The following is a 22,679-nucleotide window of genomic DNA, read 5'->3' on the forward strand; positions in this document are numbered from 1 at the left end:
TATGGCAATTCATATCAAAAACATTTTAAAGTTGGAATAGTTGGAACAAATACAATCGCAACTAGATCTATCAAAGATTCACGTATATTACAAGACTTTTCTCTTACAGCGGTTTATTCAAGGTTAGAGCAAAAAAATTATGAAGGAGGCTAGACAACAAATCGGTCTTGTTTTCCCTACTGATAAAGTGGAATTTTAATCATGGGAGGTTCTTCATCATTCGCTTAACTTCTTTATTTTTTCTAAAATTGAAGGTTGGTTATTACTACTCATAATAGTGTAAAAAAACAATACTTTTCAAATAAAAAAGGGTGAATTTCATCACCCTTTTTTGATTTAACCTTGTTTCACTCATTAAACTTTATAATTATCTACTTTCAACCTCAACCGAAACAATATGATCAATTTCCTTTAAGGAACTGTATAATTCGGTTGTATATAAATCTTCAGGTGCTAATATAACCATTTCTAATTGCTGAGATTCACTATCAATATCTTTAATTTTCACGCGTTTCACTTGCATGTTTAAGTTTTTAATTTGTTTAAAAATGCCATCTAATTCTCGGTGCTCTTTTACGATAATTTTAATCGCTAAATCCCTTTGTCTTAAAGAATAAGGACCTGCTATTTTAACAAGGTGTGGCAATACATTTATGGCTAATATAATAAGAATCATTGCAACGATTGCTTGTATATAAAAACCTGCCCCAATTGCAATCCCTAAAGCAGATGCTGCCCAAACCATTGATGCTGTTGTTAATCCTGAAATCACATCATTATTTCTTCTTAAAATTACACCTGCTCCAAGGAAACCAACACCACTTACAATTTGTGCTGCTAAACGCATTGGGTCCATATTTGTATGTCCTGGTGAAGAGTAAACATTCACAGATTCAATCGAAACCATCGTAATTAAACAACTTGCTACAGAAATGACCATACTTGTTTTCACACCGAGTGGTTTATTCTTTAGTTGCCTGTCAATGCCTATAAATAAACCTAAAAAGAGTGCCAAACCTAATTTGAGTAAAAATTCATATGTCATTTTTCATTCTCCTTACTTATATGATGTTCATCATTTCTTTTCTTAAACATCTTTTTTCTCCTTAAACATTAAACTATAACTCTTTTAGAATTTCATTTCCAGTCTTTTCTGTCCTACAAGTTAAAAAAGCCGAAAAACATTATAATTTAAATGTCTTTCAGCTTTTTTGTCTATATTATTTGATTAAGGTATTTCATTACCTTTTCGCATTTGAGCCTTACACCTTAAATTTATGTATTACCTAACATCATACTATATAAATCCACTTTGATTTTTCGACATATAAATCGCTGCTACGAAGAAAAAAGATGACTTGCACTCGTTTTCTCTCTCTGTTTTCACTTGGCATAGGGCAAGAAGATGATCTGACCGCTTCTATGCATGGCCGGATGCTCTCTCCCCTAAAAAGAAAGGATTTATGTCGGTTTTTTAATTTGGATTTATATACTTTATTTTTGTTCCTTAACCTTGATTTTCGCTTCCTTATAGAATGCTAGTTTTCCTTCATTATACTCTTTTGTATATCCATTAAACTTCTCTTTTTCTTTTTGCATTTCTTCCGTTAATTGATTTACAGCTTTCACTTTCTCACCGATTTCTTTTAACTTTGTTTCTTTTACTTTTAACTTCGCATAAAGTTCTTTTTCAATCGCCATTGATTTCACATAGCTTTCGTTCATTTTTTGAAAAGCATCATAACGATTCTTATAAGATTCTTCTACTTTTTTCGCTTGTTTTTGTATTTTTTTATCTTCAATTTTCTCTACATTACTTTGAACTGAGTTCGTCTCTTTCTGTGCTTTCTCTAATGCATCTTTTTCATTTTTTAATATTTTTTCACGCTCGCCCACATTTAAAACTGCTTGGTCTAATTTTTGGGCAACAGCTTCATTATGCTCTTTTCCTTCTTTTATAATTTGAGCATATAATTCCTGGCCTTGTTTTTCCAACGTCTCTAATTTTTTCGCATCTTCAAACAATGACTTTTCTTGTTTAGCTGCGTTTTCAAATGCAACAAATAGATTTTCTTCTGGCTTTTCGCCAAAACAACCTGATAATAATCCTACTGATAATGCTCCAACTAGTGCTAATTTTCTATAACCCAACTTCTTTTCCTCCTATGTTACATACGTTTGTCATGCCAAAAATTCAACGGGAAGTGATCACCTTCATGATACGCTTCAAATTCATAACCTTTTTCTTTTAACCCTTTTATAATTGCCGGTACTGCTGCAACAGATTGCGGATGAATATCATGCATTAAGATAACTTCTTTAGGATTCGTTGCACCCGTAATTACATTTTCAACAATTTTTGCTGAAGCAGCATCAACAGGCATTTTATTATATTTCCAATCTAAAGAGTCAATCGTCCAATCCCAAACTTTTAAGCCATCTTCTACTACTTTATTACGAAGCGCTTCATTTAAACCAGGCATAGAACCGTACGGAGGACGTGTTAATTTCGGAAATTCTCCAATAATATTTGCTATTAAGCCTTGATCTTCTTTCATTTCATTCACATACTCGCCATTTGTATACAATTTTTTAAAATCATGTGTCATACTATGCATACCCACATAATGACCTTCTGCTTTCTCACGCTTTACTAAATCTGCAAATTGTTTTACATTTGCACCGATTAAGAAAAATGTTGCTTTCGCATCATTTTGTTTTAATATATTAAGTAGTTCAGCCGTATATTTTCCTGGCCCATCATCAAATGTAAGGTAGGCAACTTTTCTAACTTGACCATTAAATTGACTTGGTGCTGTTTTATTCATCTCCACTTTTGACTGCTCACTTGCAAGCTGTATAGAATTCGCTTGATTTGCTACTGCCCTAGCTGGTGATGTGACTGATTGAAACATAAAATACCCCACTGCGATCGCAACAACAGCCACTATTGTGACTACAATGCTTTTTACATTAAATACATTTCCCATTCTATTAAATTCCTTTCTATTAATCTTATATAATTCTTCCATTCATATTAGTATATCTATTCAATTTCTTTTCAATCTTCTAAAATGAACATTAACAAACTGTATACAAAGGAAGTTTTACCCTAATTCGTGTACTTCGTAATTCCTCGCTAACTATATATATGCATTTTATTATATATGTAAACATTTTTAAATAACTCCAATAATATTTTGATTTATTTAATACCCATATATATTATAAATCAAAAAAGGTTGGCCAGGCGCCAACCTTTTACAATTAGTTTCGTGCTGCTTTTGGCGTAACACCTAGATGTTCATTTAACTTTTTAGAAATGTCTTGCACATTTTTTTCATTTGGAATGTAGTAATAAATACCACCGATACGTTTATCCGTACCTTCTATTTGCATTTTCTCCATCTGTAAATCAGTTCCGGCCATATTTCTTGTAATGGAAAGCATATCATCAAATGTTAAGTTTGTTTTCATTTTGCTATCAACTGCATCTAAAAGGGGACCTAATTTACTAATCGATTGAACAGACATTGCTTTTTTCGCAATTGCTTCAATAACGAGCTGTTGTCTTTGACCACGCATTGCATCACTATCAATTTTACGAGTTCGTGCTAACGCAAGAGCTTGCTCTCCGTTTAAATGTTGGTAACCTTTTTCTAAATGAATCATACCTGCTTGATCTTTACTATCTTGTTCTGTAAATGCAACTGGTACATCCACATCAATACCACCAAGTGAATCTACAATTTTCACAAAGGAATCAAAGTTAAATTTCACATAATAGTCAACTGGAACATTTAAAAATCTCTCTACTGTATCCCGTGTACTTTCAACTCCACCAAATACATGGGCATGCGTAATTTTATCCAATTTCTTTTTTGATGGAATATACACGCGAGAATCACGTGGAATACTTACTAATTTTACTGATTTATCATCTTTATTAATTGTTGCCAATAATAGCGCATCCGTACGAACAGCTTCTCCATATTGTCCTTTTCGAATATCACTTCCATCAACACCCATAATTAAAACAGAAATATTATCTTTTAACGGTTCAACCTCTTTATCGCGTTTAGTTGATTTCTCAATTTTTGCATACGCATCACTTACAACCGCATTTGCTTTATTATATAAAAACGAACCATATCCTACTCCACCAAAAATGAGTAGTAAAAATGGAATCAAAATGAACCACTTCACAGATTTTCTTTTAGAACGTTTCTTTTTACTTCTTGTGTTTTGTTCTAATTCAGAGCTCATGTCTATTCTCCTCTCCTTCTCTTTTCCTAGTATACTCCATGTCTATCAATCTTCATATTGAATTTCATTTCATTCACCTTACATTTTTGTAAGGTTTCGTTATAAAGAAGTAAAATCAATATGTATTTCATTTCACATTATACTCTCGTGTTGGATTTTAACAAGACATCAAATGATAATTTCAAAAAATTTACAATTATTTTGTATACTAGTAAAAAATCCCCACCAGTTTAGCACTTTCGTTACCATACCAGTGGGAACCTGCTACATTTATCACTGTTTATTTATTTCAGGTTTGTAAATCATTTTCTTACCTTCGTCAAAAATAATAGCCGATTTTGCAGGTATTTTTGTATCTTCTGTTTTTACATCTTGATCAGAGAAGTTTACAATTACTTTTATGTCCTTTCCATAGGAAGCTGTTTGCACAAGTTTGTCTTTTGAAAGATATGCAAAATTCGTCATCTCTTCTTTTACTGCTTTTTTATGAAATGCTTCCCATGTTTTTAAATGATGTGTAATTTCATTTTTATGCTTCTTCCATTCAACTTCATCTAAGTGATATAAAGGAGGAACGTTATACAATAGTTCATATAACATACGATTTCCGACTTCATCTTTTACCTTCAAGCTACCCCATTCCCAATGATGCGTTGTAATGACAGAGTCATTGTACACTAATTTATATAAAGGTATTGAATACACTGGGTTTAAGTACACTTGTTTATATTCTTCCTTCACTGGTACTTGTTTTACATACTTTTCTGGAACATTTTGATTTGGCGACCAGTAACCCCCAACATAATATGGACTTGTCTTATTCTTTCTCATATCTTCATCGGCCCATTTAATAACGGGTGTTTCAATACCATGTGCAAAAGCAATCACTTGACTTGCAAAATCATTTCCACCCTCAGAGCCAACAACCATACCTTTTTCTTTCGCTATATAATCCATTCGTGCTAAACGTGCTTTTAAATCTTGTTCTTGTGTTGTAATATGTTTTGGAGAATAATCATCATAAATTTCCCCTGTGGCGTCACAATCAATAAACCATGAATTAAATGGGGTACCATTATTTAATATGCCACTAACTCGTTCTTTCACACTAGGCAAAGATAATGTCGGATTTAATTTACGACCTTTTCCTAGAAATCCTTGTATTTTCTCACCATTTTTTTTGGCAACCGTTGCATCTTCAAATAGTGAAGGATCTTTAAAGGAAGCTGTATTCCAATTTTTATCTCCTTTTTCATGAATGGAATGATAAGAATCATATGGACCAACTAAATATCCTATTTTCTCAGCTAGCTTCACAAATTCTGGTTGAATGAATCCTTGTTCCCAGTTCGGCAGTCCAATCCATGCATGTTCAATACCAGCTTCATCCATCTCTTTTAATACATTCGTTCCATCTGCACTACCCCATTTGTCAACATCCTCAACTGCATCACCAAGTGTTGATTTTAACAAATGTTTATTTAAATTATACAATTCCGTTTCAGTTAAGTGATCTACGCCTTTTTTCAATAATTGATTTGCCTCATCATCAACTTTCGGAAACATATCTTCTTTATAAAACTCCTTCATTCCCAATACTTCATTTATATAACGTAAAACAATATTTTTCTGATACTTATCAATAAAATCTTGCTTATTAATTTGATCAAATACATTTAATTCGCCAGGCTCTTTACTATATTTTTGAATCAGTTCTTTCATCCACCCAAATATAGGACTATTGATTTGTTGTCTTAGTTTTGGCCAATCTACATTACTTTGCGATAAAGCATTTTGATTCCAAAAATAAAAGTGAGCTGCTCCGTATAACTTTTCAACTTCTTTATTTTGTTTTGCTTTCTCTTGTAATGTTTTAAATTCACCTTTCTCTACAATATTATTCTTATACAATTTTGCAATATTTACCGCATCATTATCAGTCACATACAGTTGAAAACCGTACGATTTATTTTTGTTAATACTCGGAAATTCATGAGTAAAATCAAATCCAATTTTCGGATCAGAATGAAATTCAACTTCATTATTAAACATATTGTTTGCAACAAATACCATGGAATATTTCGAACCATTTAACGCAAAAAATTTCATTGAAAATGATTCCGCAAATGAATACGTTTCATCCTTTAAGAATTTCTTCCAATTTTCATCATTGCTCGGAATATACTTACCTTCCCATAAAGGAAGTGTATAATTTTCAGCTTGTACTTTTGGCCAAGTAAAGCTTTCTGCACCTGTAGATTCAATCGCAATATCTACATGATCTTTTTTCTTTTCTAAATTCACTTTTATTTTCTGATCAGGATATTCCCATGATGTATGTGTATCATCTTTTTTCAACTTTGATACTTTCATTTTCGGTAAAGGCTGTGATGCTTGCTCCTTCACTCCATCATGGTCTATTGTTAAAGCAAACGTTTCTGGATTAACCTCATACGTAAAATCTTTATATGTTACTTTTTTTGCTTTGAATTCCTGTGAAACATTTTTTTGTTTCCAATTGCATCCCGTCAAAGCCGTAATTGTCATTGTTGTAAGAAGACATATTGTCATCATTTTTTTCATCTTCTGCACCTCCACCACTGAATATATAGGTGGTTTGTTACAGGAATATGGCAAAGAGCATACAAAAAGAAGCCTGTCTCAAAATTCTTGTATTACGGTCGTTACTACACCAACCTAAAACAAGAAAAGAGTTCGACTCCTTTATGTCTATTATATAAGAAACTTCTCTTCTTTAATCCCTTATCTATATACTATACTTCTCTTCTGTTCTACCAGCACTTTGTTCCCTTTTCACAACTGTTCCTTCATGATCAATTTCTAGCTCACAAACTTGCATCGCCGGAAATACTTTTGCTAATTGTTCAGCAACTTCCTCGCGTTTTTCATATGGAGTCAATATAAAAAGAGATGGACCAGCCCCACTAAGTGCTGTCCCATATGCTCCAAACTTTTTCGCATACATCCGAACTGCGGGTAAAAATGTAACAAGCTGTGAACGGTATGGTTCATGAAATTGATCTCTTTCCATCATTTCACCAACAATTTCCCACTTCTTTTGGCATAACGCTGCTACTAAAACATTGCTGACTGCACTTGCACGAACAGCATCATGAAACTGAAATATTTCTGGCAATACAGAACGACTTTTATTTGTATTTAATTCTTCATCAGGAATAAGAGAGATTACACCTAATTCTTTACTCTCTATTCTAACAACAGATACATGATTCCCATCCATCGCGCCAATAACAGTACCTCCTAAAATAGAAGCAGCTACATTATCAGGGTGTCCCTCAAAACTTGTAGCAAGATGAACTTTCTCATCTGTTGTTAAATGTAATTCTCCAAGTTCATTGGCAAGTTCTATTCCTGCTACAATCGCTGATGCGCTGCTCCCCAATCCTCGCGTAAGTGGAATATTACTAGTAACTTCTATTATATAGGAAGATAACGAAGGACATACTTTAAGTGCTGTACTTACAATTAAGTTTCTCTCATCATTTGGGATAGAAGAATCGAATGAATGTATAACATGCCAATGAGCTGATTGTTCCTTCACAGCCACTTCCAAATATAATGATAATGCTATTCCAACAGAATCAAAACCCGGACCTACATTTGCCGTACTAGCTGGAACACGAACTTTAAATGGAATCACGAAACAATCACTCCTTTAATATGTTCTTTTATTTGTTCCATATCGTTTGAAACACTTGCAATCTCTAAGTGATTAGAGGCAATAGCAATATCAGGATCTTTTAAACCATTTCCTGTTAATACAGCAACAACTGTCTCTCCCTTTTTGATTTTCCCTGCTTGAACATGTTTAATTACACCTGCTAGAGAAGCACTTGACCCTGGTTCTGCAAAAACTCCTTCTGTTTTTGCTAGCAACTGATAGGCACTTAAGATTTCTTCGTCTGATACCATATCAATTTCACCGTTTGATTGCTCTGCTGCTTCTACAGCATAGGACCAGCTTGCTGGATTACCAATACGAATTGCAGTTGCGATTGTTTCGGGTGAATCAATGACATGACCTTTTACAATTGCAGCTGCTCCTTCGGCTTCAAAACCGTGAATTCTAGGTTTCTTGAATCCCTTTTCTTTCTCATATTCACAAAAACCTTTCCAGTATGCCGTAATATTCCCTGCATTTCCAACCGGAATAGCAAGGACATCTGGTGCTTTTTGCAACTGATCACAAATTTCAAACGCAGCTGTTTTTTGTCCTTCAATTCGATATGGATTAACAGAGTTTACTAATGTAATTGGTTCTTCATCTGCAATCTGACGTACAGCTCGAAGTGCGTCATCAAAGTTTCCTTCAATTGAAATAATCTCTGCTCCATACGCAATAGCTTGTGCTAATTTTCCATGAGCAATTTTCCCTTCTGGTATAACGATAATACACTTCAGCCCAAGACGAGCAGCGTATGCCGCTGCCGCTGCTGATGTATTACCTGTTGATGCACAAATAATTGCCTGTGATCCTTCTTCTTTCGCTTTCGCAACTGCCATCACCATCCCTCTATCTTTAAAAGATCCTGTAGGGTTAGCACCTTCATATTTTCCATACAAATGAATCCCTAATTCTTTAGAAATATTCAGAAGTGGAATGAGTGGTGTATTCCCTTCCATCAAGCTTACATCTGGTGTATTGTCATTCACTGGTAAATAAGAAGCATATTGTTTTAATAATCCTTTATACATATTGTTTTTCCTCCTCAATAGCGTAATAACTTTTTATTTCATTTGCTACATTCTCTAGTAATGTTAAAACTTTTTCGAATTGGTACTTTGAAGTTTGATGCGTCACAATCACAATTTCCGCAAGCTCTTGATTTAATGGAAGTTGCACAATTTCTTCTAAGCTAACCGATTCATTGACGAAACATTCTGTAATTTCCTGAAACATCCCTGGTTCATCACGTAATAAAATGCGTAAAAAATATTTCGAGACAACTTCTTCATCCCCTTTTAGTGTATAAGGCACTGACTCTTTTAACACACCTTTACTTTTCACTATTTGATTCATATTTTTAACGATTGAAATAATATCACTTACTACAGCAGATCCTGTTGGCAATTTTCCAGCCCCTGGCCCATAAAACATAACTTCACCAACCGCATGACCGTGTACATATACAGCGTTAAATTCGTTATTCACACTGGATAATGGATGCTGACTCGGTAATAAAGTAGGTGCTACGCTTAAATTAACAGCTGAACCTTGCTTCTCCGCTTTCCCGACTAGCTTCATAGTAAAACCTAGCTTCCCAGCCATTTCTAAATCTTCTTTTTCTACATTTCGAATACCTCGAACATGTACATCATCTAAAGAAACATTCATCGAAAATCCTAAGTTTGCAAGAATAGCTACCTTTCGTGCAGCATCCAGTCCATCTACATCTGCTGACGGATCTGATTCTGCAAAGCCTAGCTTTTGAGCTTCTTGAAGCGCCTGTTCATACGACCAACCATTTTGACTCATTTTTGTTAGTATATAATTCGTTGTGCCATTTACAATTCCCATAATCTTTTCAATATGATCAGAAGCTAAGCCGTCTACTAGTCCTCTTAAAATTGGAATTCCTCCAGCTACACTTGCTTCATAATACAACTGACAACCATTTGCATTCGCTAATTTTAACAATTCATTACCGTATACAGCCATTAAATCTTTGTTTGCAGTTACGACATGTTTCTTATTACATAACGCCCTTATAATAGCCTGTTTTGCTTCTTGAATTCCACCCATCACCTCTACTACGATATCAATATTGGGATCTTCTAAAATTTCATCTGCATCATTTGTTATCATGATTCCATCAATTGAAACATCTCGTTCTTTTTCCACATCACGTACTGCCACTGCCTTTACCTTTACTTCATATCCTGTATCAAGACTTATTTTCTCCTTGTGACCTTCCAAAATATGAACGACACCGCTCCCTACTGTTCCAAGTCCTAATACTCCAACATGTACTACATTGCTCATTTTTTAATCTCCTCCTATTTTTTAAACTACTTGACCATTATCTTCTTCCTATTTGCGCAGTTAATGGTGATTCTCGTTCGGATCACTCGTTTCACTCCACTGCACCTCCTTTCAATTCAGTAATACATTTTATAAAAAAAACACACTCATCCCTATAAAAGGGACGAATGTGTTTTCGTGGTTCCACCCTTGTTCCAATCCAAATATACATTCGCTTCGGATTGCTCAAGATCAGATAACGGCTGAAACCGTCAATAATTACTAGATTACTCGTTCACTATTGAAGTTCAAAGGTGGTAAGATTATTTCTCGTGTTAGGAAGCTCACAGCCTTTGGCCTCCCTCTCTGCAAACCGTAAAAATTATCTCATGTCCTTATCACTACTTTTCGTTCATATCTATTTGTTAAATTATTATACGTACATATCATACAAAAGCAAGGAATATTTTTTATATTTTTAATTTTCGAATATTAACTTTGTATAAAAAAACACACTCATCCCTATAAAAGGGACGAATGTGTTTTCGTGGTTCCACCCTTGTTCCAATCCAAATATACATTCACCTCGGATTGCTCAAGATCAGATAACGGCTGAGACCGTCAATAATTACTAGATTACTCGTTCACTATTGAAGCTCAAAGGTGGTAAGAGAATTCCCCGTGTTAGGAAGCTCACAGCCTTTGGCTTCCCTCTCTGTAAACCGTAAAAATTATCTCATGTCCTTATCCTTACTTTTCGTTCATGTCTATTTGTTAAATTATTATAATTACGAAAATTTGAAAAATCAATCCCATTTTTGAGAAAAAAATTATACCTTTTATTTTCCACAAGATAATTACACTTTTATAACTTATTTCAAGATAATAATTTAAACTACTAAAAAAATGATTAAACCCACATAATTACCTTTTTAAAATTGGAATTCACATAAAGTGAAACTTTAATCAGTGGGGGTTTTCTTCATCCCCCACTGATTATTAGCCCTCACCAATCGGGCTTTTACGGGCAGTTCATCCCCCTTCTAACTTCTTTGCTTTTCCAAATTTTGAGGTGGGGGTCTTACTGCCCGTTAATGCGGGATAAAAATATCAAGTAAAACAATTATGCTTTTGATTTTAAATACTGATTACCAATAGAATGAATGCTCTTTAGATTCCTAAATCATTAATTATATTTATATATTTTATCAATCAATGTACTATGCAATATTTTCAATATAATCTTTTTGTATAACTTTCTTCTAAAGAACGTGCGACTTCTTCTTCATTTGCATTTACTTTTGCATGATCAGCAAGCATTTTTGCTGCTGATGGTAATGCTTCTTTTTCTAACCAAGAATCTGGATTCCATAATTCAGAACGTATAAATGCTTTTGCACAATGGATGAAACACTCCTCTATTTTTACAACGATTCCGAGAAGTGGATTGCGACCCCTTACTTGCATTTTCTCTAAAATCTCTTCGTCTTTTGTGATAGTTGCACGCCCATTTATCCGTAATGATTCTCCAAGCCCTGGAATAAAAAAGATAAGTCCCACCCGTGAGTTAGATAAAATATTAAGGATAGAATCCACTCTCCGATTCCCCGGTCTTTCTGGAATTACAATTTGATTTTCATTTAAAACATATACAAATCCAGGTGCATCCCCTCTTGGTGATGCATCACAATGACCAAATTCATCTGAAGTAGATATTACTAGAAAAGGAGACTTAGATAGAAATTCACGACAATGATAATCGAGTGATGGGATCACTTTTTTCACCGCGCGTTCACTTGGATATCCTAAAATAAGACGTAATTCTTCTTCTGTTGAAATGAGCGAATTTATTTTTTTCTCGCCTAGTCCCATTCCATATACACTCCCTACTTAATTATCGTTATTTTCCCAAAATTACATACATTCATTGTATAATAAACTATGCAGAAAGGGGAATATCAATGGCAGAATGGTTAACGATATTTGATACAGAAGGAAACAAAATTGGAAAAAAACTACGTGATGATGTACATCGTGACGGTGATTGGCACGAAACATTCCATTGTTGGTTTGTAGAAAAAGATAATGAAGACATCTTTCTACACTTCCAATTACGTGCTAAAAACAAGAAAGATTTCCCAGGAAAATGGGATATTACATCAGCGGGACATATTATGCATGATGAAGATATACGAATAGGGGGTCTTCGTGAAGTAAAAGAGGAATTAGGACTTTCCTTTCAAGCTACTGATTTAGAGTACAAAGGCATTTTTAAAATCAACCATGAAATCCCGCATTTCATTGACCGTGAAATGTGTCATATGTATTTTCATGCTGTTACAAAACCACTTCCATTTGCTCCAGGTGATGAAGTTGAAGATGTAATGAAAGTAAATGCGACTTCTTTTTTACAGCTTTTAAAAGGAGAAATCTCATCTACAACAGGCATTCCAGTTTTAAACAAAAGCGCTAAATCTATTACAATAACATTTGAAGATATTTATCCATATGAGCTTGAATATTATGAATTTGTCGTAGAAAAAGGACGAGATATGCTAAAAATCAATAACTTCTAAAATTTAATTGACCCCCACTTAAATAGTGCAGGGGTCAAAACTATTTGTACTTCCTTAATAGAACAGCTTGAAAATTTCACAAGTAAAGTTTATTGTTTCTCCAGTACCTTTAATTTCTTCTCCACCCGTATAAACAAACGAATGATTAATACTATCATAAGGATTAAAATAGCAATCATTGTATGTGGGTACCAAAATAGCAATCCGATTAAACTTCCTATTAAAATCATTAAAAGTCCATTTTGTTTCATAACTTCAGCGCTATATTGATTTCCAACATCCCACAAATCTTTATTTTTCATTGATCGCTTTGTTCGATATCCGTATACTGCGTTAATATCTGTTGGTGGATTTTTTTGCAATATGAGTGCGGATAGTATAAATATAATACCGATTAACAAGCTCATTCCTATATTTACAAGCGCATATGTCATCTTATTCCCTCCACATCCACACACATATTTTCAAACTTATTTGTCAGTTTATAGTTTTATTATACAACAAAAACCAATCGAAAACCTATATTTTCCAAAAACAAAAATACACCACTCTTGTTTAAATGATGTACAAGCTGAATACAGTATTTTATATTTATAGGTCCACCTTATCGGTCATTTACTTTCTCTGTTTCGACGTATGAAACATGTTAGGAAGCGTCACGAAACGTGACCCTTTCGCTTTCAGTTCAGTAATGATTCGATCTAGCGCATCCACAGATCCTTGCAAATGTCCTCCCGGTGTAGAATGCTGGAGTATAACACTTCCTGGAAACGCATTCCCTAACACAGTATTTGTAACCTGCTCTGCACTTACTCCTTTCCAATCAACTGTATCTACACTCCATTGTACAGTCATAAAATTCTGTTCTGTCGCCCACTCTAATTGTTTTTCACGTATTTCACCATAAGGCGGACGTATAAACTTTGGTGCATACCCTATCAACTTCTGCAATATCTCTTCCGTTCTTACAATTTGATTACGATATTCTTCATCACTTACTTTAACTAAATTTGGGTGGTTATACGTATGATTCCCAACAGTATGACCCTCATTTGCAATTCGTTTTACTACATCAGGATATCTTTCTGCATTTTCACCAAGAAGAAAAAAAGTAGCTTTCACACCATAATTTTTTAACTTATCTAGTATTTGCGGAGTAAATACAAAGTCTGGTCCATCATCAAATGTAAGGGCAACTTCCGCTTTATTATATGGACCAGAAAATGCATAAGCATATTTTTCAACCCAAGAAAAAGGTGTCCACGAGCCTCTATCTTCTTCTGCACCTTGAACCTCATTCTTCAAACCAGCATTTAGCAAATCAGGCGTTACACTCAAATAGTTTTGATAATAAAATACATTTGAGTATGGCAAATAAGAATACATATTATATAAAGGCGTATTACGTTCTGAAACCCATTGAAAAGGAGTTAGTATCTCTGATGGATAAAAATAATACATAATTAATAAAACCTCCCTAAAATTTTATATGCAGTTCATTCTTATTTTGTCAGGATGATTCATGTTCCTGAACAGAAATAAGACCGTCCCATTTTGGAATGGTCTTATTTCTATCTATCATATACTTAATAAATTGTTTGACTATCTTTTGGTAAAGATCTCACATGTTTTAGATAGCTTGTTACTCTAGCATCGTCACCTTGTGGATATTCAAAACTAAAATATCTAGCAATTCCGATTGCAGTTTCCCTAAATAAATCCCCCATTACAAAGAACGACTTCCAAATATTCTCATAATCTGCATTTGAAAATGTCTCTATATATTGTTTCCACAAATCATCCTCAAGATATTGTTCAAAATACTTCCCAAACTTTCCGGCGTTTACTGTAAAATTTGTTTTTATCCCAATATGCCATTCTAGCATTTGCATCAGCATATTTCGAATAGGACCTTCAAGCATTCCTTTTACATAAGGAAGTTCTTCTCTCCACAACCCTTTTGCTACATTTGTACTACACCACCAAAACTCATTACAGCAATCTGCAAATTCTTTTGCTGTTGGCCTTTTTATACAGTAATCCGAATCATTTGCTGGTGGAAATGGCTCAATAGCACCATCTTTATCAAAAAGAAGTACACTCAAACTATCTCCACCAAGAATTTCATGTATTAATTCTACTGAAACTAAAGTCAAATCGATTCGATTCCCGTCTATAAACTGCATCAAATAAGGAAAGCTTCCATCCTCTTCGGGTGGAACTAAAGTGCTTTCTTCTGGCATTTGTACAATCATTATTTTTCCAAATCTATTTATCCAACTGTGATCAGATGTGAATGACTGTATATCTTTCACAACATATACAATATCGTAATCTTGAAAACAATCTCTCTTCACATTCGGATTCACACGAGAACCATTCATAATCACTGCGCGAATACGCTCATCTTCTCTTGCTGCATTTAATATTAAACACATCATTTCTTTTTCACTTCTCATATTTTTATAGCCTCCAAATTTTATTAGTGCATTGTACTGCATTCATTTTGGAGGAGCACGAGAAGAGTTCCCTGTTTTCCATCCATGTTATAACATATCAAACATTTTTTATTTCCCCCTCCTAGTCTAGTAGATCTATAATTGGCATCTAGACCTCATCCTTCTGTTACAAGCGCAATTACAAATCCATCATACCCCTTACTCCCTACAGTTTGGATCACAGTAGCAGTAACACGCGGTTCAGCAGCAATTCGTTCATAAAAACGTCGTATCCCCTGTACACGAGCGTCTTCATTTAAACCATTGACCACCTCACCATCGCGCACTACATTATCACCAATAATTAAACTACCACACCTCGAAAGTTTAAGAGCCCATTCAAAATATGCAGGGTTGTTTTGTTTATCAGCATCAATGAAAATAAGATCAAACGGCTCACAGTTTTCAGTAGCCATTTGCTGCAACGAATCTATTGCCATTCCAGTACGCACATGAACCACTTAACTCAAATTAGCTCGTTTGATATTAGCACGGGCAATTTCAGCATACTTTTCACTTGCTTCAAGCGTGATAAGACGACCATCTGTTGGCAACGCCCTTGCAAGCCATATTGTACTATATCCACCTAAAGTACCAATTTCTAAAATATTTCGTGCACCTTGAATTTGCACGAGCAATTGTAAGAACTTCCCTTGAGTTGGCGAAACATCATGTGCTGGCAAATTAGCTTCAGCATTTACTTGAAGTACCTCTTCAAGAATAGAATCAGTTGGTATAAGTAAATCCGTAATAAAATGATCAACAGCTTTCCATTTATCAATATTATTCACGTAAATACCATTCCCTTCGAATTGTATAGGATAATCCTTCAATAACTTTCATCCCTCATTACAGTTCGTAAAATTCAGAATTAAAAAGAAATAAATAAAAAGGATTTGGCTTTAAACCAAATCTTTTTTATTCATATACAACTTCTTACGGATTAGTAGACCAAAGTCCTGCAGATTTAATAAATGTACGTTTATTTAATTTCAGCTGCGCTACGATAAACTCAGCGATATCTTCTGCTTGCATGACTTTCTCAGGGTTACCATCTGTTAATCCTAATTCTACCGCCATATCAGTTGCAACAGTACTTGGTGTTAAAGCTGTTACACGAATGTTGTGTTTACGTACTTCCATTGCTAACGATTCTGTTAAACCAAGAACACCAAATTTAGAAGCACTGTATGCACTTGTTACTGGTGCACCTTTTTGTCCTGCTGTTGATGAAATATTAATAATGTCACCAGACTGTTGTTCAATCATGCTTGGTAGCGCTGCGCGAGTTGCGTAATATACACCCATTAAGTTTACTTGGATGATTTTTTCCCAATCAGCAACATCTAATTCTAAGAATTTGCCAAACTTAGAAATACCCGCATTATTAATTAAAATATCAATAGAACCTAATCCTTTTTTTAATGTTTCAATAGCAGTAGTAACTTCTTCATATGAAGATACATCAGCAGTAGCAATAACAGCTTTTACACCTTCTGCTTCTACTTCCTTCGCAACTGCTTTTAAGTTTTCTTCTGAGCGTGCTAAAAGACCAACGTTCACACCTTCTTTTGCTAAAGCAATTGCCACAGCACGGCCAATCCCTCTTCCTGCTCCTGTAATTAATGCATTTTTTCCTTGTAATAATTCTGCCAAATATAACACTCCTCAATCATTCTAAGTTGCTTTTTCATACCATGAATTCTATATGTATATCATCCTAAATGCAATTATGCACTTTGATGTGCGTAGGTTACTTCTAGGTAACCTATAATTTTTTTTATTTCTTACTAAACAAATAGAGAAGTAAGAGACAGTTTCCTCTGCCCCCACTTCTCTATTTTCAAGTGCTATGTTTACTCCCAGGAATCAAAACGATAAATTCCGTTCCCTTTCCAACTACACTCTCTATCCGGGTCTCTCCCTTATGAAGATCAATCATTTTCTTCACAATTGCCAATCCTAAACCACTACCTCCATGTGCACGATTTCGTGATGAATCAGCTTTATAAAAACGTTCTAATAAAGAAAACAATGTCGTTTTCCCACTACCACTTGGACCTACAATTGCAGTCACTTTTCTTGATTCAATCGTAAATTGAATATTTTGTAGTACTTTCTCTTCCTCGTTATATTCAAAATCCACATTTTCACCTTCTATATGATGTTCCACTTCATATTCTAAAATTGTATTAATGCGTTCCGTTGCGCCAATTGCCTTTTGGAATTGTGTAAAGAACATAGAAAGTTGACTCATTGGCATAACAATTTGCATTAAATATAAAATAAATGCCACAAGTTCTCCAATTGTTAATGCTTCACTAGAAACTCGCATTCCACCATATCCTACAATAATGACAAGTAACGCCATTAAAACAAATGACATAACTGGTGTAATTAAAGCTTGAACCTTGCCTTCTTTCAAACCAAACGGTTATTTCTAAAATTAGAATACGATATGAATGTAAACCGTCAAACGATTAATCTACTGATTTGGTAATAAAACACATCAAATCTTATCTTTACAACAGATATAATCATCTGATATTATTACCTGGTACTTAATAAAAAAATAAAAAATTACCATTCTATAGTCTACGCAAAAAGAATTTAGAATGATTACCCATATATAACTATAAAAATATATATTTTCATAGCATACGCATCTCACTAATCTTCATTCACCGAAAGGGGTATACCGTGCAAGCAAAAAAGAATTCTGAAAAAAAGACCATTATATTCATTCATGGATTAGTCGGAAATCGTCGTGCCTTCAAAAAAGAATATAAACGATTTTCTCCTTCTTACAATATTATAACGTATGATTTACTAGGTCATGGTGAAGACAAAGGGCAAGCAATAGACTTTTCTTTAGATCGATTAGTACAGCAATTATCAGACCTGTATGAGAAAGAAGGTATCCAGCAAGCTCATATTTGTGCCCTAAGCTATGGCTGTTACATTGCCACTATATTCGCTCACAAATATCCAGAGAAAGTATTAAGTCTTTGTCATATTGGAGGTCATTACAATAATCCCTCCCTTTTATATAACGTCTTTCGAAAGTTTTGGGACAACCGTGAAAATGAATATTCCACTTGGCTTTATCAATATGCGAGTACAATTTTCCCAAGTGGTATACTAAAAGCAAGTCCTTTTGCGGTTATTTCAAAAAACATTTATTATCGGTTTGGATTACAATTGCATTCATCGATTATTGTCGAATCGCTCAAACACCGTCTAGAATTCGATTTAAAATCTCGACTACGAGAACTATCACAACCTATTCTATGGGTAATGGGTGAACACGATCATCTCTATAAATCCTGTTTATTTGATTTAAAATCCATTCTTCCAAACGTTTTATATAAAGAAATTCCACTAGCCGGCCATGCCGCAAACTTATTCCGTCCTAGCTACTTCCATGATTTATATTCCAAATTTTTACTGGACGCATAAAGACATCTAAAACAGAAAAAGCTTTCTAGTTTCCTAGAAAGCTTTTTCTTATAATATGTAAGAATACGGTTCTTATTATGCTTTTGTGTAACCTGCTAGATGCTTACTCCAGTAAGAGTTATTTACTGAGCTAATTCTTACACCAGTTTTTTCAGTTTCTGCACTGATGAACTGACCATTTCCTAAGTAAATACCCATATGAGTCATACCTGCACCAGCACCAGTAGTATCTTTAAAGTATACTAAATCACCTGGTTGTGGATTACTAGTATGCGTCTTGCTGCTCCAGTAGCCAGCAACAGTTTGACGTCCACCAGAATGACCTGCTTTATTTAATACGTAGTAAACGTAGCCACTGCAGTCAAAACCAGATGGTGTTGTACCACCATATACATATGGTGAACCATTTAGCGATTGTGCAATAGACACAATTGATGAGCCATTAGCAGATGGTGTTGTCGGTTTTTCTGTTTGTGGTTTTTCTGTTTGTGTATTTCCTTGCTCACCGCCAGTAGCTGGACGAGAAGGCGTAGTTACATTTGCTGTACCACCTTTTACAAACTTAACATGGTCTGCACTTACATAGCCAGTTCTTCCTTGGTGGTTAATTTTATACCAACCGTTTTCTCCACCAATAACTTGTAATGTTTGGCCTTGTACTACGCCACCAATTACAGCATTATATGTAGCCGGGCCTGTACGTACACGTAAAGCTCCTGTATCAACAACATATGAGCCGTCTTTTCGGATTGTCATTTCATTGTTGTTTGGCTTTTCTGTTTCCGTACTTACATTTGTAGTTGTACCGCCTTTTGTTACAAAGTCTTTACTTACATAGCCAGTTCCGCCGTTGTGGTTAATTTTAAACCAGTCTTGTACTTCACCGACAACTTGTACAGTTTGTCCTTTGCCTACAGTACCTACAACTGTATGAGAAGCACTAGGACCTGTACGTACATTAAGTGAAGAAACGTTTACCGTATAGTTACCTGTTCCTTGTTGAACAGCAGTTCCTGTTTTCTCACCAGTTGTTACAAAATCACTGCTTACATAGCCAGTTTTACCGTTTACATTTACTTTAAACCAACCATTTTCTTCACCAGTTACTTGTAGAACTTGTCCTTCTTGTACTTTAGAAATAATATCATTTCCTGTACCAGGACCTGTACGTACATTCAATACATCAGCTGTTACTGTGTATTTAATGTCAGATTTTTTCTCTACTGTTTGTGTTTCAGTTACTTTCGGATCAACTGTTTGTGTTTGTTTTTGTGTTTGTCCATCGATTTCTTTTAGCGCGTCTGTTGAAACTTGTGCGTGAGCAGCATCCATTCCAGGAACTACTGCGCCGGCTACAGAAGCTGCCGCTAAACCTGCTAGTACTTTTTTCATAAGTTGTATTAACTCCCTTTCCCTACTACCCTCTTAAAAAAATGATTTTAATATCCTACCAAAACATTGGAAATGATTTCATGTTAAATTCCATTTTTATACAAGGGCTTTCTTTTTCACACGTCAACTATTTTAAATTATCAATGTGAACTTCACGTGAACTTCATGTGAATTCCAGCTTCATATACAGCGTTTTCGTAATAAAACATTTAATTTTTTCTATTACAAAACGAATCAAAGCTTCTAGTAGTATCCATTCTTTACTTACTCCACTAATAAAATCATGATATCTAAGTAAACAATTGGTTTTTCTACTGGTCTTACAAAATAGTTCTTTTCATGAGTCACCTTCTTATCATTACAAAAATTCCGCCATTTATCAACTATATAGTATCCTAAAAAATTATATTTATATGAAAAAGAACTTTTCTCGTTCTGGAGCAATCCAAGAATCCATGTTTTGATCGCTATCCCTTACTAAACGATTTACTAATATATCATGCCATATATAATTTTCTAGTAAATATATATGAACAGGATCATCTGTATAAAAAGCATTTCCTTTTTGTTCTATCGAGTGACCATATACCATTTCTTTTCCATCAATTGATAAGATAAACCATTTATGACTTCCAATATTATTAACGTAACTTGTTTTTCTATGAATTTCTAATCCTTGCAACGGATCGTCAACTTCACAGACAATACCCTTTAAACTACATTCTCTTTCTTTTTCTTTTAAGTCTACTAATAGTTTTTCATACATAGTATCCCAAATTGACAAAATAATCTTTTTTTTCGCTCTTCGAATTAATATTCTGCAGAAAGCTAGTATATTTTCTTCACCTTTCAAAGTGGTTACTCTCGGATCCACCTCAGGTTCTTTTTTTTCAAATACTTTTAATTCTTTTTCTACATACGTGTATGTCTCTTCCCATTTCTCTCTTACTGCCTCTAAAAACACATCTACAGGTAAAGGAGAATATTGTACTGCTTCATTTATTTCTTCCTTCATTACAATGCCTTTTTGTTCAAGGGTATTCAATATTTCATATATACGTGCACGAGGGACTCCAGAATTTTTGCTAACTTGATAAGCACTAGAAGCTCCTTGTTGAACTAATGAAACATAGGCTTTTGTTTCATATTGATTTAAGCCAAGCATTTGAATTTTTTGTAGTAAATCTTCCATTGTAAGCCTCCTGCATATTTTGTACTTGCCGCAACATTGACAGTAATTATTACTTTAATAGTAAACACAAAAGTGGTTGGAGTAAATATTAAAGAGGCATTATCAAATTTTCATTTACACAAAGCAATTAAACAGATACTATCTTAGTAGTGACTATTCTAGGATGGGGGAAATACATATGGAGGACATCAATCTTTATACAATGTTTTTTTTAATTGCTTCAGGTTTTTTAGCTGCCTTTATCGATTCTGTTGTAGGTGGCGGTGGATTAATTTCTATACCAGCTTTATTATTCACCGGCCTCCCACCTTCAACAGCTATTGCAACTAATAAACTGGCAAGCTCAATGGGATCACTTATGAGTACCATTTCATTTATTCGATCTGGAAATGTGAATTTCAAATTGGTCTCTAAGCTATTCTCTTTAACTTTTATCGGGGCTATACTTGGCGCCTTTGTAGTCAAACACATTTCATCTGAAATATTAAAACCATTAGTACTTGTTCTATTAATTGCCGTTGCGATTTATACGATTATGAAAAAAGAGTGGGGAAAAGATGCAAGTTATAATGGAATGAGTGTAAAAAAAAGAGTTATCTTCTCTTCTGTTATTTTTATCATTGGATTTTATGATGGATTTTTCGGGGCAGGAACAGGATCCTTTTTGTTATTTACATTTTTGATCATTGGATTTGATTTTGTGCAATCAGCTGGAAATGCCAAAGTTTTAAATTTTGGTAGTAACATCGCTGCACTTATCATTTTTCTTTATTTAGATGTTGTTAATTTTGCATATGGACTTCCAATGGGAGTTGCAATGATTTTCGGGGCTTTCGTAGGCTCAAATTTCGCTATAAAAAAAGGAGTATCTTACGTACGAATTTTATTTATCATTGTAACGTTACTCCTTATCAGTAAAAATATTTTAGATTATTTAGGCTTTTTTGATTGAAGACCTGATTATTTGGAATCTTTATGCTTATATTGTTAAAATAACCAATATAGTTCAAATAATTAGGAAGAGGAGTATTATCCATGGAACAAATTATTGATAATGGTTCGAAGCATTATATCGATTTTCACTATGCATTGGTTCGTACGCTATCCTTGGTAACGTTCAGAAAAATCCCAACCATTGAAACAAAAAAATCCGAATTAAAAGTTACTATTGAAAATCAAAGTAATAATTTAAATCATAAGAATCCTTATAAATTATAATTATTTTTTAATAATTTATCGCACAAACAGGGAATTGCTAATAACCGCATTCCCTGTTTGTCTGTTTCATTTAT

19 protein-coding genes, 2 pseudogenes and 2 other annotated features are annotated in these 22,679 nt (G+C 34.2%); of the genes and pseudogenes, 4 read left to right on the forward strand and 17 right to left on the reverse strand.

All coding sequences use genetic code 11. The annotated features are described in order from the left end of the window. Positions 1 to 367: 367 nt before the first annotated feature. From MHH71_RS05830 to MHH71_RS05870, 9 genes are all read right to left on the reverse strand, one after another. On the reverse strand, positions 368 to 1,045 hold the full coding sequence (locus tag MHH71_RS05830; RefSeq protein ID WP_003197014.1) for an MgtC/SapB family protein: 678 nt from the start codon (positions 1,043 to 1,045) through the stop codon (positions 368 to 370). A gap of 449 nt (positions 1,046 to 1,494) precedes the next feature. Continuing rightward, positions 1,495 to 2,151 carry a YkyA family protein gene (locus MHH71_RS05835; protein ID WP_006094574.1) on the reverse strand — a complete coding sequence of 219 codons (657 nt, stop codon included), beginning with the start codon at positions 2,149 to 2,151 and terminating at the stop codon, positions 1,495 to 1,497. A 17-nt stretch (positions 2,152 to 2,168) separates the two neighbouring features. Then, the gene (locus tag MHH71_RS05840; protein WP_018781344.1) at positions 2,169 to 2,990 is read right to left on the reverse strand and encodes a peptidoglycan-N-acetylglucosamine deacetylase; all 822 of its coding nucleotides are present in this window, start codon (positions 2,988 to 2,990) and stop codon (positions 2,169 to 2,171) included. 277 nt (positions 2,991 to 3,267) lie between these two features. After that, positions 3,268 to 4,266, reverse strand: a complete 999-nt coding sequence (locus tag MHH71_RS05845) for an LCP family protein (RefSeq protein WP_003197007.1) — start codon at positions 4,264 to 4,266, stop codon at positions 3,268 to 3,270. Between the two features lie 273 nt (positions 4,267 to 4,539). Beyond that, a complete protein-coding gene (locus MHH71_RS05850) occupies positions 4,540 to 6,849 on the reverse strand; it encodes a glycoside hydrolase (protein WP_018781345.1) in 2,310 nt (769 codons plus the stop codon). A 184-nt stretch (positions 6,850 to 7,033) separates the two neighbouring features. Beyond that, positions 7,034 to 7,948, reverse strand: a complete 915-nt coding sequence (gene thrB / locus MHH71_RS05855; protein ID WP_018781346.1) for a homoserine kinase — start codon at positions 7,946 to 7,948, stop codon at positions 7,034 to 7,036. After that, a complete protein-coding gene (gene thrC, locus MHH71_RS05860) occupies positions 7,945 to 9,003 on the reverse strand; it encodes a threonine synthase (protein ID WP_016114538.1) in 1,059 nt (352 codons plus the stop codon). Before thrC ends, thrB begins: the two co-directional genes overlap by 4 nt. Next, positions 8,996 to 10,291: a homoserine dehydrogenase gene (locus MHH71_RS05865; protein WP_006094569.1), complete on the reverse strand. Its 1,296-nt coding sequence runs from the start codon at positions 10,289 to 10,291 to the stop codon at positions 8,996 to 8,998. Before MHH71_RS05865 ends, thrC begins: the two co-directional genes overlap by 8 nt. 156 nt (positions 10,292 to 10,447) lie before the next feature. Continuing rightward, positions 10,448 to 10,681: a binding site (T-box leader), on the reverse strand. A 115-nt stretch (positions 10,682 to 10,796) separates the two neighbouring features. After that, positions 10,797 to 11,030: a binding site (T-box leader), on the reverse strand. Positions 11,031 to 11,503: 473 nt separating this feature from the next. Further along, positions 11,504 to 12,142, reverse strand: a complete 639-nt coding sequence (locus tag MHH71_RS05870) for a pyridoxamine 5'-phosphate oxidase family protein (RefSeq protein WP_003196998.1) — start codon at positions 12,140 to 12,142, stop codon at positions 11,504 to 11,506. A gap of 89 nt (positions 12,143 to 12,231) precedes the next feature. On the opposite strand from MHH71_RS05870, the gene MHH71_RS05875 reads away from it, so the two are divergent. Further along, positions 12,232 to 12,846: an NUDIX hydrolase gene (locus MHH71_RS05875; protein WP_006094568.1), complete on the forward strand. Its 615-nt coding sequence runs from the start codon at positions 12,232 to 12,234 to the stop codon at positions 12,844 to 12,846. Between the two features lie 89 nt (positions 12,847 to 12,935). On the opposite strand, the gene MHH71_RS05880 is transcribed toward MHH71_RS05875, so the two are convergent. The 6 genes and pseudogenes from MHH71_RS05880 to MHH71_RS05905 all read right to left on the reverse strand — a co-directional run. Further along, positions 12,936 to 13,280 carry an SdpI family protein gene (locus MHH71_RS05880; RefSeq protein ID WP_006094567.1) on the reverse strand — a complete coding sequence of 115 codons (345 nt, stop codon included), beginning with the start codon at positions 13,278 to 13,280 and terminating at the stop codon, positions 12,936 to 12,938. A 181-nt stretch (positions 13,281 to 13,461) separates the two neighbouring features. Next, positions 13,462 to 14,307: a peptidoglycan-N-acetylglucosamine deacetylase gene (locus tag MHH71_RS05885; protein ID WP_006094566.1), complete on the reverse strand. Its 846-nt coding sequence runs from the start codon at positions 14,305 to 14,307 to the stop codon at positions 13,462 to 13,464. A 125-nt stretch (positions 14,308 to 14,432) separates the two neighbouring features. Continuing rightward, the gene (locus MHH71_RS05890) at positions 14,433 to 15,305 is read right to left on the reverse strand and encodes an aminoglycoside 6-adenylyltransferase (protein ID WP_006094565.1); all 873 of its coding nucleotides are present in this window, start codon (positions 15,303 to 15,305) and stop codon (positions 14,433 to 14,435) included. Between the two features lie 155 nt (positions 15,306 to 15,460). Further along, positions 15,461 to 16,135: pseudogene (locus MHH71_RS05895) on the reverse strand (O-methyltransferase). Between the two features lie 145 nt (positions 16,136 to 16,280). After that, positions 16,281 to 17,000, reverse strand: a complete 720-nt coding sequence (locus MHH71_RS05900) for a 3-ketoacyl-ACP reductase (protein ID WP_016114516.1) — start codon at positions 16,998 to 17,000, stop codon at positions 16,281 to 16,283. 187 nt (positions 17,001 to 17,187) lie between these two features. Then, a pseudogene (locus MHH71_RS05905) lies at positions 17,188 to 17,775 on the reverse strand (ATP-binding protein); the annotation flags it as partial. Positions 17,776 to 18,044: 269 nt separating this feature from the next. On the opposite strand from MHH71_RS05905, the gene MHH71_RS05910 reads away from it, so the two are divergent. Next, complete coding sequence (locus tag MHH71_RS05910) at positions 18,045 to 18,803, forward strand: alpha/beta fold hydrolase (protein ID WP_003196982.1); 759 nt, start codon at positions 18,045 to 18,047, stop codon at positions 18,801 to 18,803. Positions 18,804 to 18,878: 75 nt separating this feature from the next. On the opposite strand, the gene entFM is transcribed toward MHH71_RS05910, so the two are convergent. Further along, complete coding sequence (gene entFM, locus MHH71_RS05915; RefSeq protein ID WP_006094561.1) at positions 18,879 to 20,195, reverse strand: enterotoxin EntFM; 1,317 nt, start codon at positions 20,193 to 20,195, stop codon at positions 18,879 to 18,881. Positions 20,196 to 20,604: 409 nt separating this feature from the next. After that, entirely contained in the window at positions 20,605 to 21,387 is a 783-nt protein-coding gene (locus MHH71_RS05920) for a TrmB family transcriptional regulator (protein WP_006094560.1), read from the reverse strand. A gap of 178 nt (positions 21,388 to 21,565) precedes the next feature. Between MHH71_RS05920 and MHH71_RS05925 the strand changes: the two genes are divergently transcribed. Both MHH71_RS05925 and MHH71_RS05930 read left to right on the forward strand, forming a co-directional pair. After that, on the forward strand, positions 21,566 to 22,339 hold the full coding sequence (locus MHH71_RS05925) for a sulfite exporter TauE/SafE family protein (RefSeq protein WP_033798827.1): 774 nt from the start codon (positions 21,566 to 21,568) through the stop codon (positions 22,337 to 22,339). Positions 22,340 to 22,422: 83 nt separating this feature from the next. After that, positions 22,423 to 22,605 (forward strand): hypothetical protein, encoded by a 183-nt coding sequence (locus tag MHH71_RS05930; protein WP_018781367.1) that lies wholly within the window; start codon positions 22,423 to 22,425, stop codon positions 22,603 to 22,605. The last annotated feature ends 74 nt before the right edge of the window (positions 22,606 to 22,679 follow it).

This window comes from Bacillus sp. FSL H8-0534, from assembly GCF_038005885.1.
In the GTDB taxonomy this organism is placed as follows: domain Bacteria; phylum Bacillota; class Bacilli; order Bacillales; family Bacillaceae_G; genus Bacillus_A; species Bacillus_A pseudomycoides.

Coding starts and splice junctions, on each gene's coding strand:
- MHH71_RS05830 (WP_003197014.1), bottom strand. CDS start 1,045: ATGACATATGAATTTTTACTCAAATTAGGTTTGGCACTCTTTTTAGGT.
- MHH71_RS05840 (WP_018781344.1), bottom strand. CDS start 2,990: ATGGGAAATGTATTTAATGTAAAAAGCATTGTAGTCACAATAGTGGCT.
- MHH71_RS05845 (WP_003197007.1), bottom strand. CDS start 4,266: ATGAGCTCTGAATTAGAACAAAACACAAGAAGTAAAAAGAAACGTTCT.
- MHH71_RS05850 (WP_018781345.1), bottom strand. CDS start 6,849: ATGAAAAAAATGATGACAATATGTCTTCTTACAACAATGACAATTACG.
- thrC (WP_016114538.1), bottom strand. CDS start 9,003: ATGTATAAAGGATTATTAAAACAATATGCTTCTTATTTACCAGTGAAT.
- MHH71_RS05865 (WP_006094569.1), bottom strand. CDS start 10,291: ATGAGCAATGTAGTACATGTTGGAGTATTAGGACTTGGAACAGTAGGG.
- MHH71_RS05870 (WP_003196998.1), bottom strand. CDS start 12,142: ATGGGACTAGGCGAGAAAAAAATAAATTCGCTCATTTCAACAGAAGAA.
- MHH71_RS05875 (WP_006094568.1), top strand. CDS start 12,232: ATGGCAGAATGGTTAACGATATTTGATACAGAAGGAAACAAAATTGGA.
- MHH71_RS05880 (WP_006094567.1), bottom strand. CDS start 13,280: ATGACATATGCGCTTGTAAATATAGGAATGAGCTTGTTAATCGGTATT.
- MHH71_RS05885 (WP_006094566.1), bottom strand. CDS start 14,307: ATGTATTATTTTTATCCATCAGAGATACTAACTCCTTTTCAATGGGTT.
- MHH71_RS05890 (WP_006094565.1), bottom strand. CDS start 15,305: ATGAGAAGTGAAAAAGAAATGATGTGTTTAATATTAAATGCAGCAAGA.
- entFM (WP_006094561.1), bottom strand. CDS start 20,195: ATGAAAAAAGTACTAGCAGGTTTAGCGGCAGCTTCTGTAGCCGGCGCA.
- MHH71_RS05920 (WP_006094560.1), bottom strand. CDS start 21,387: ATGGAAGATTTACTACAAAAAATTCAAATGCTTGGCTTAAATCAATAT.
- MHH71_RS05925 (WP_033798827.1), top strand. CDS start 21,566: ATGGAGGACATCAATCTTTATACAATGTTTTTTTTAATTGCTTCAGGT.
- MHH71_RS05930 (WP_018781367.1), top strand. CDS start 22,423: ATGGAACAAATTATTGATAATGGTTCGAAGCATTATATCGATTTTCAC.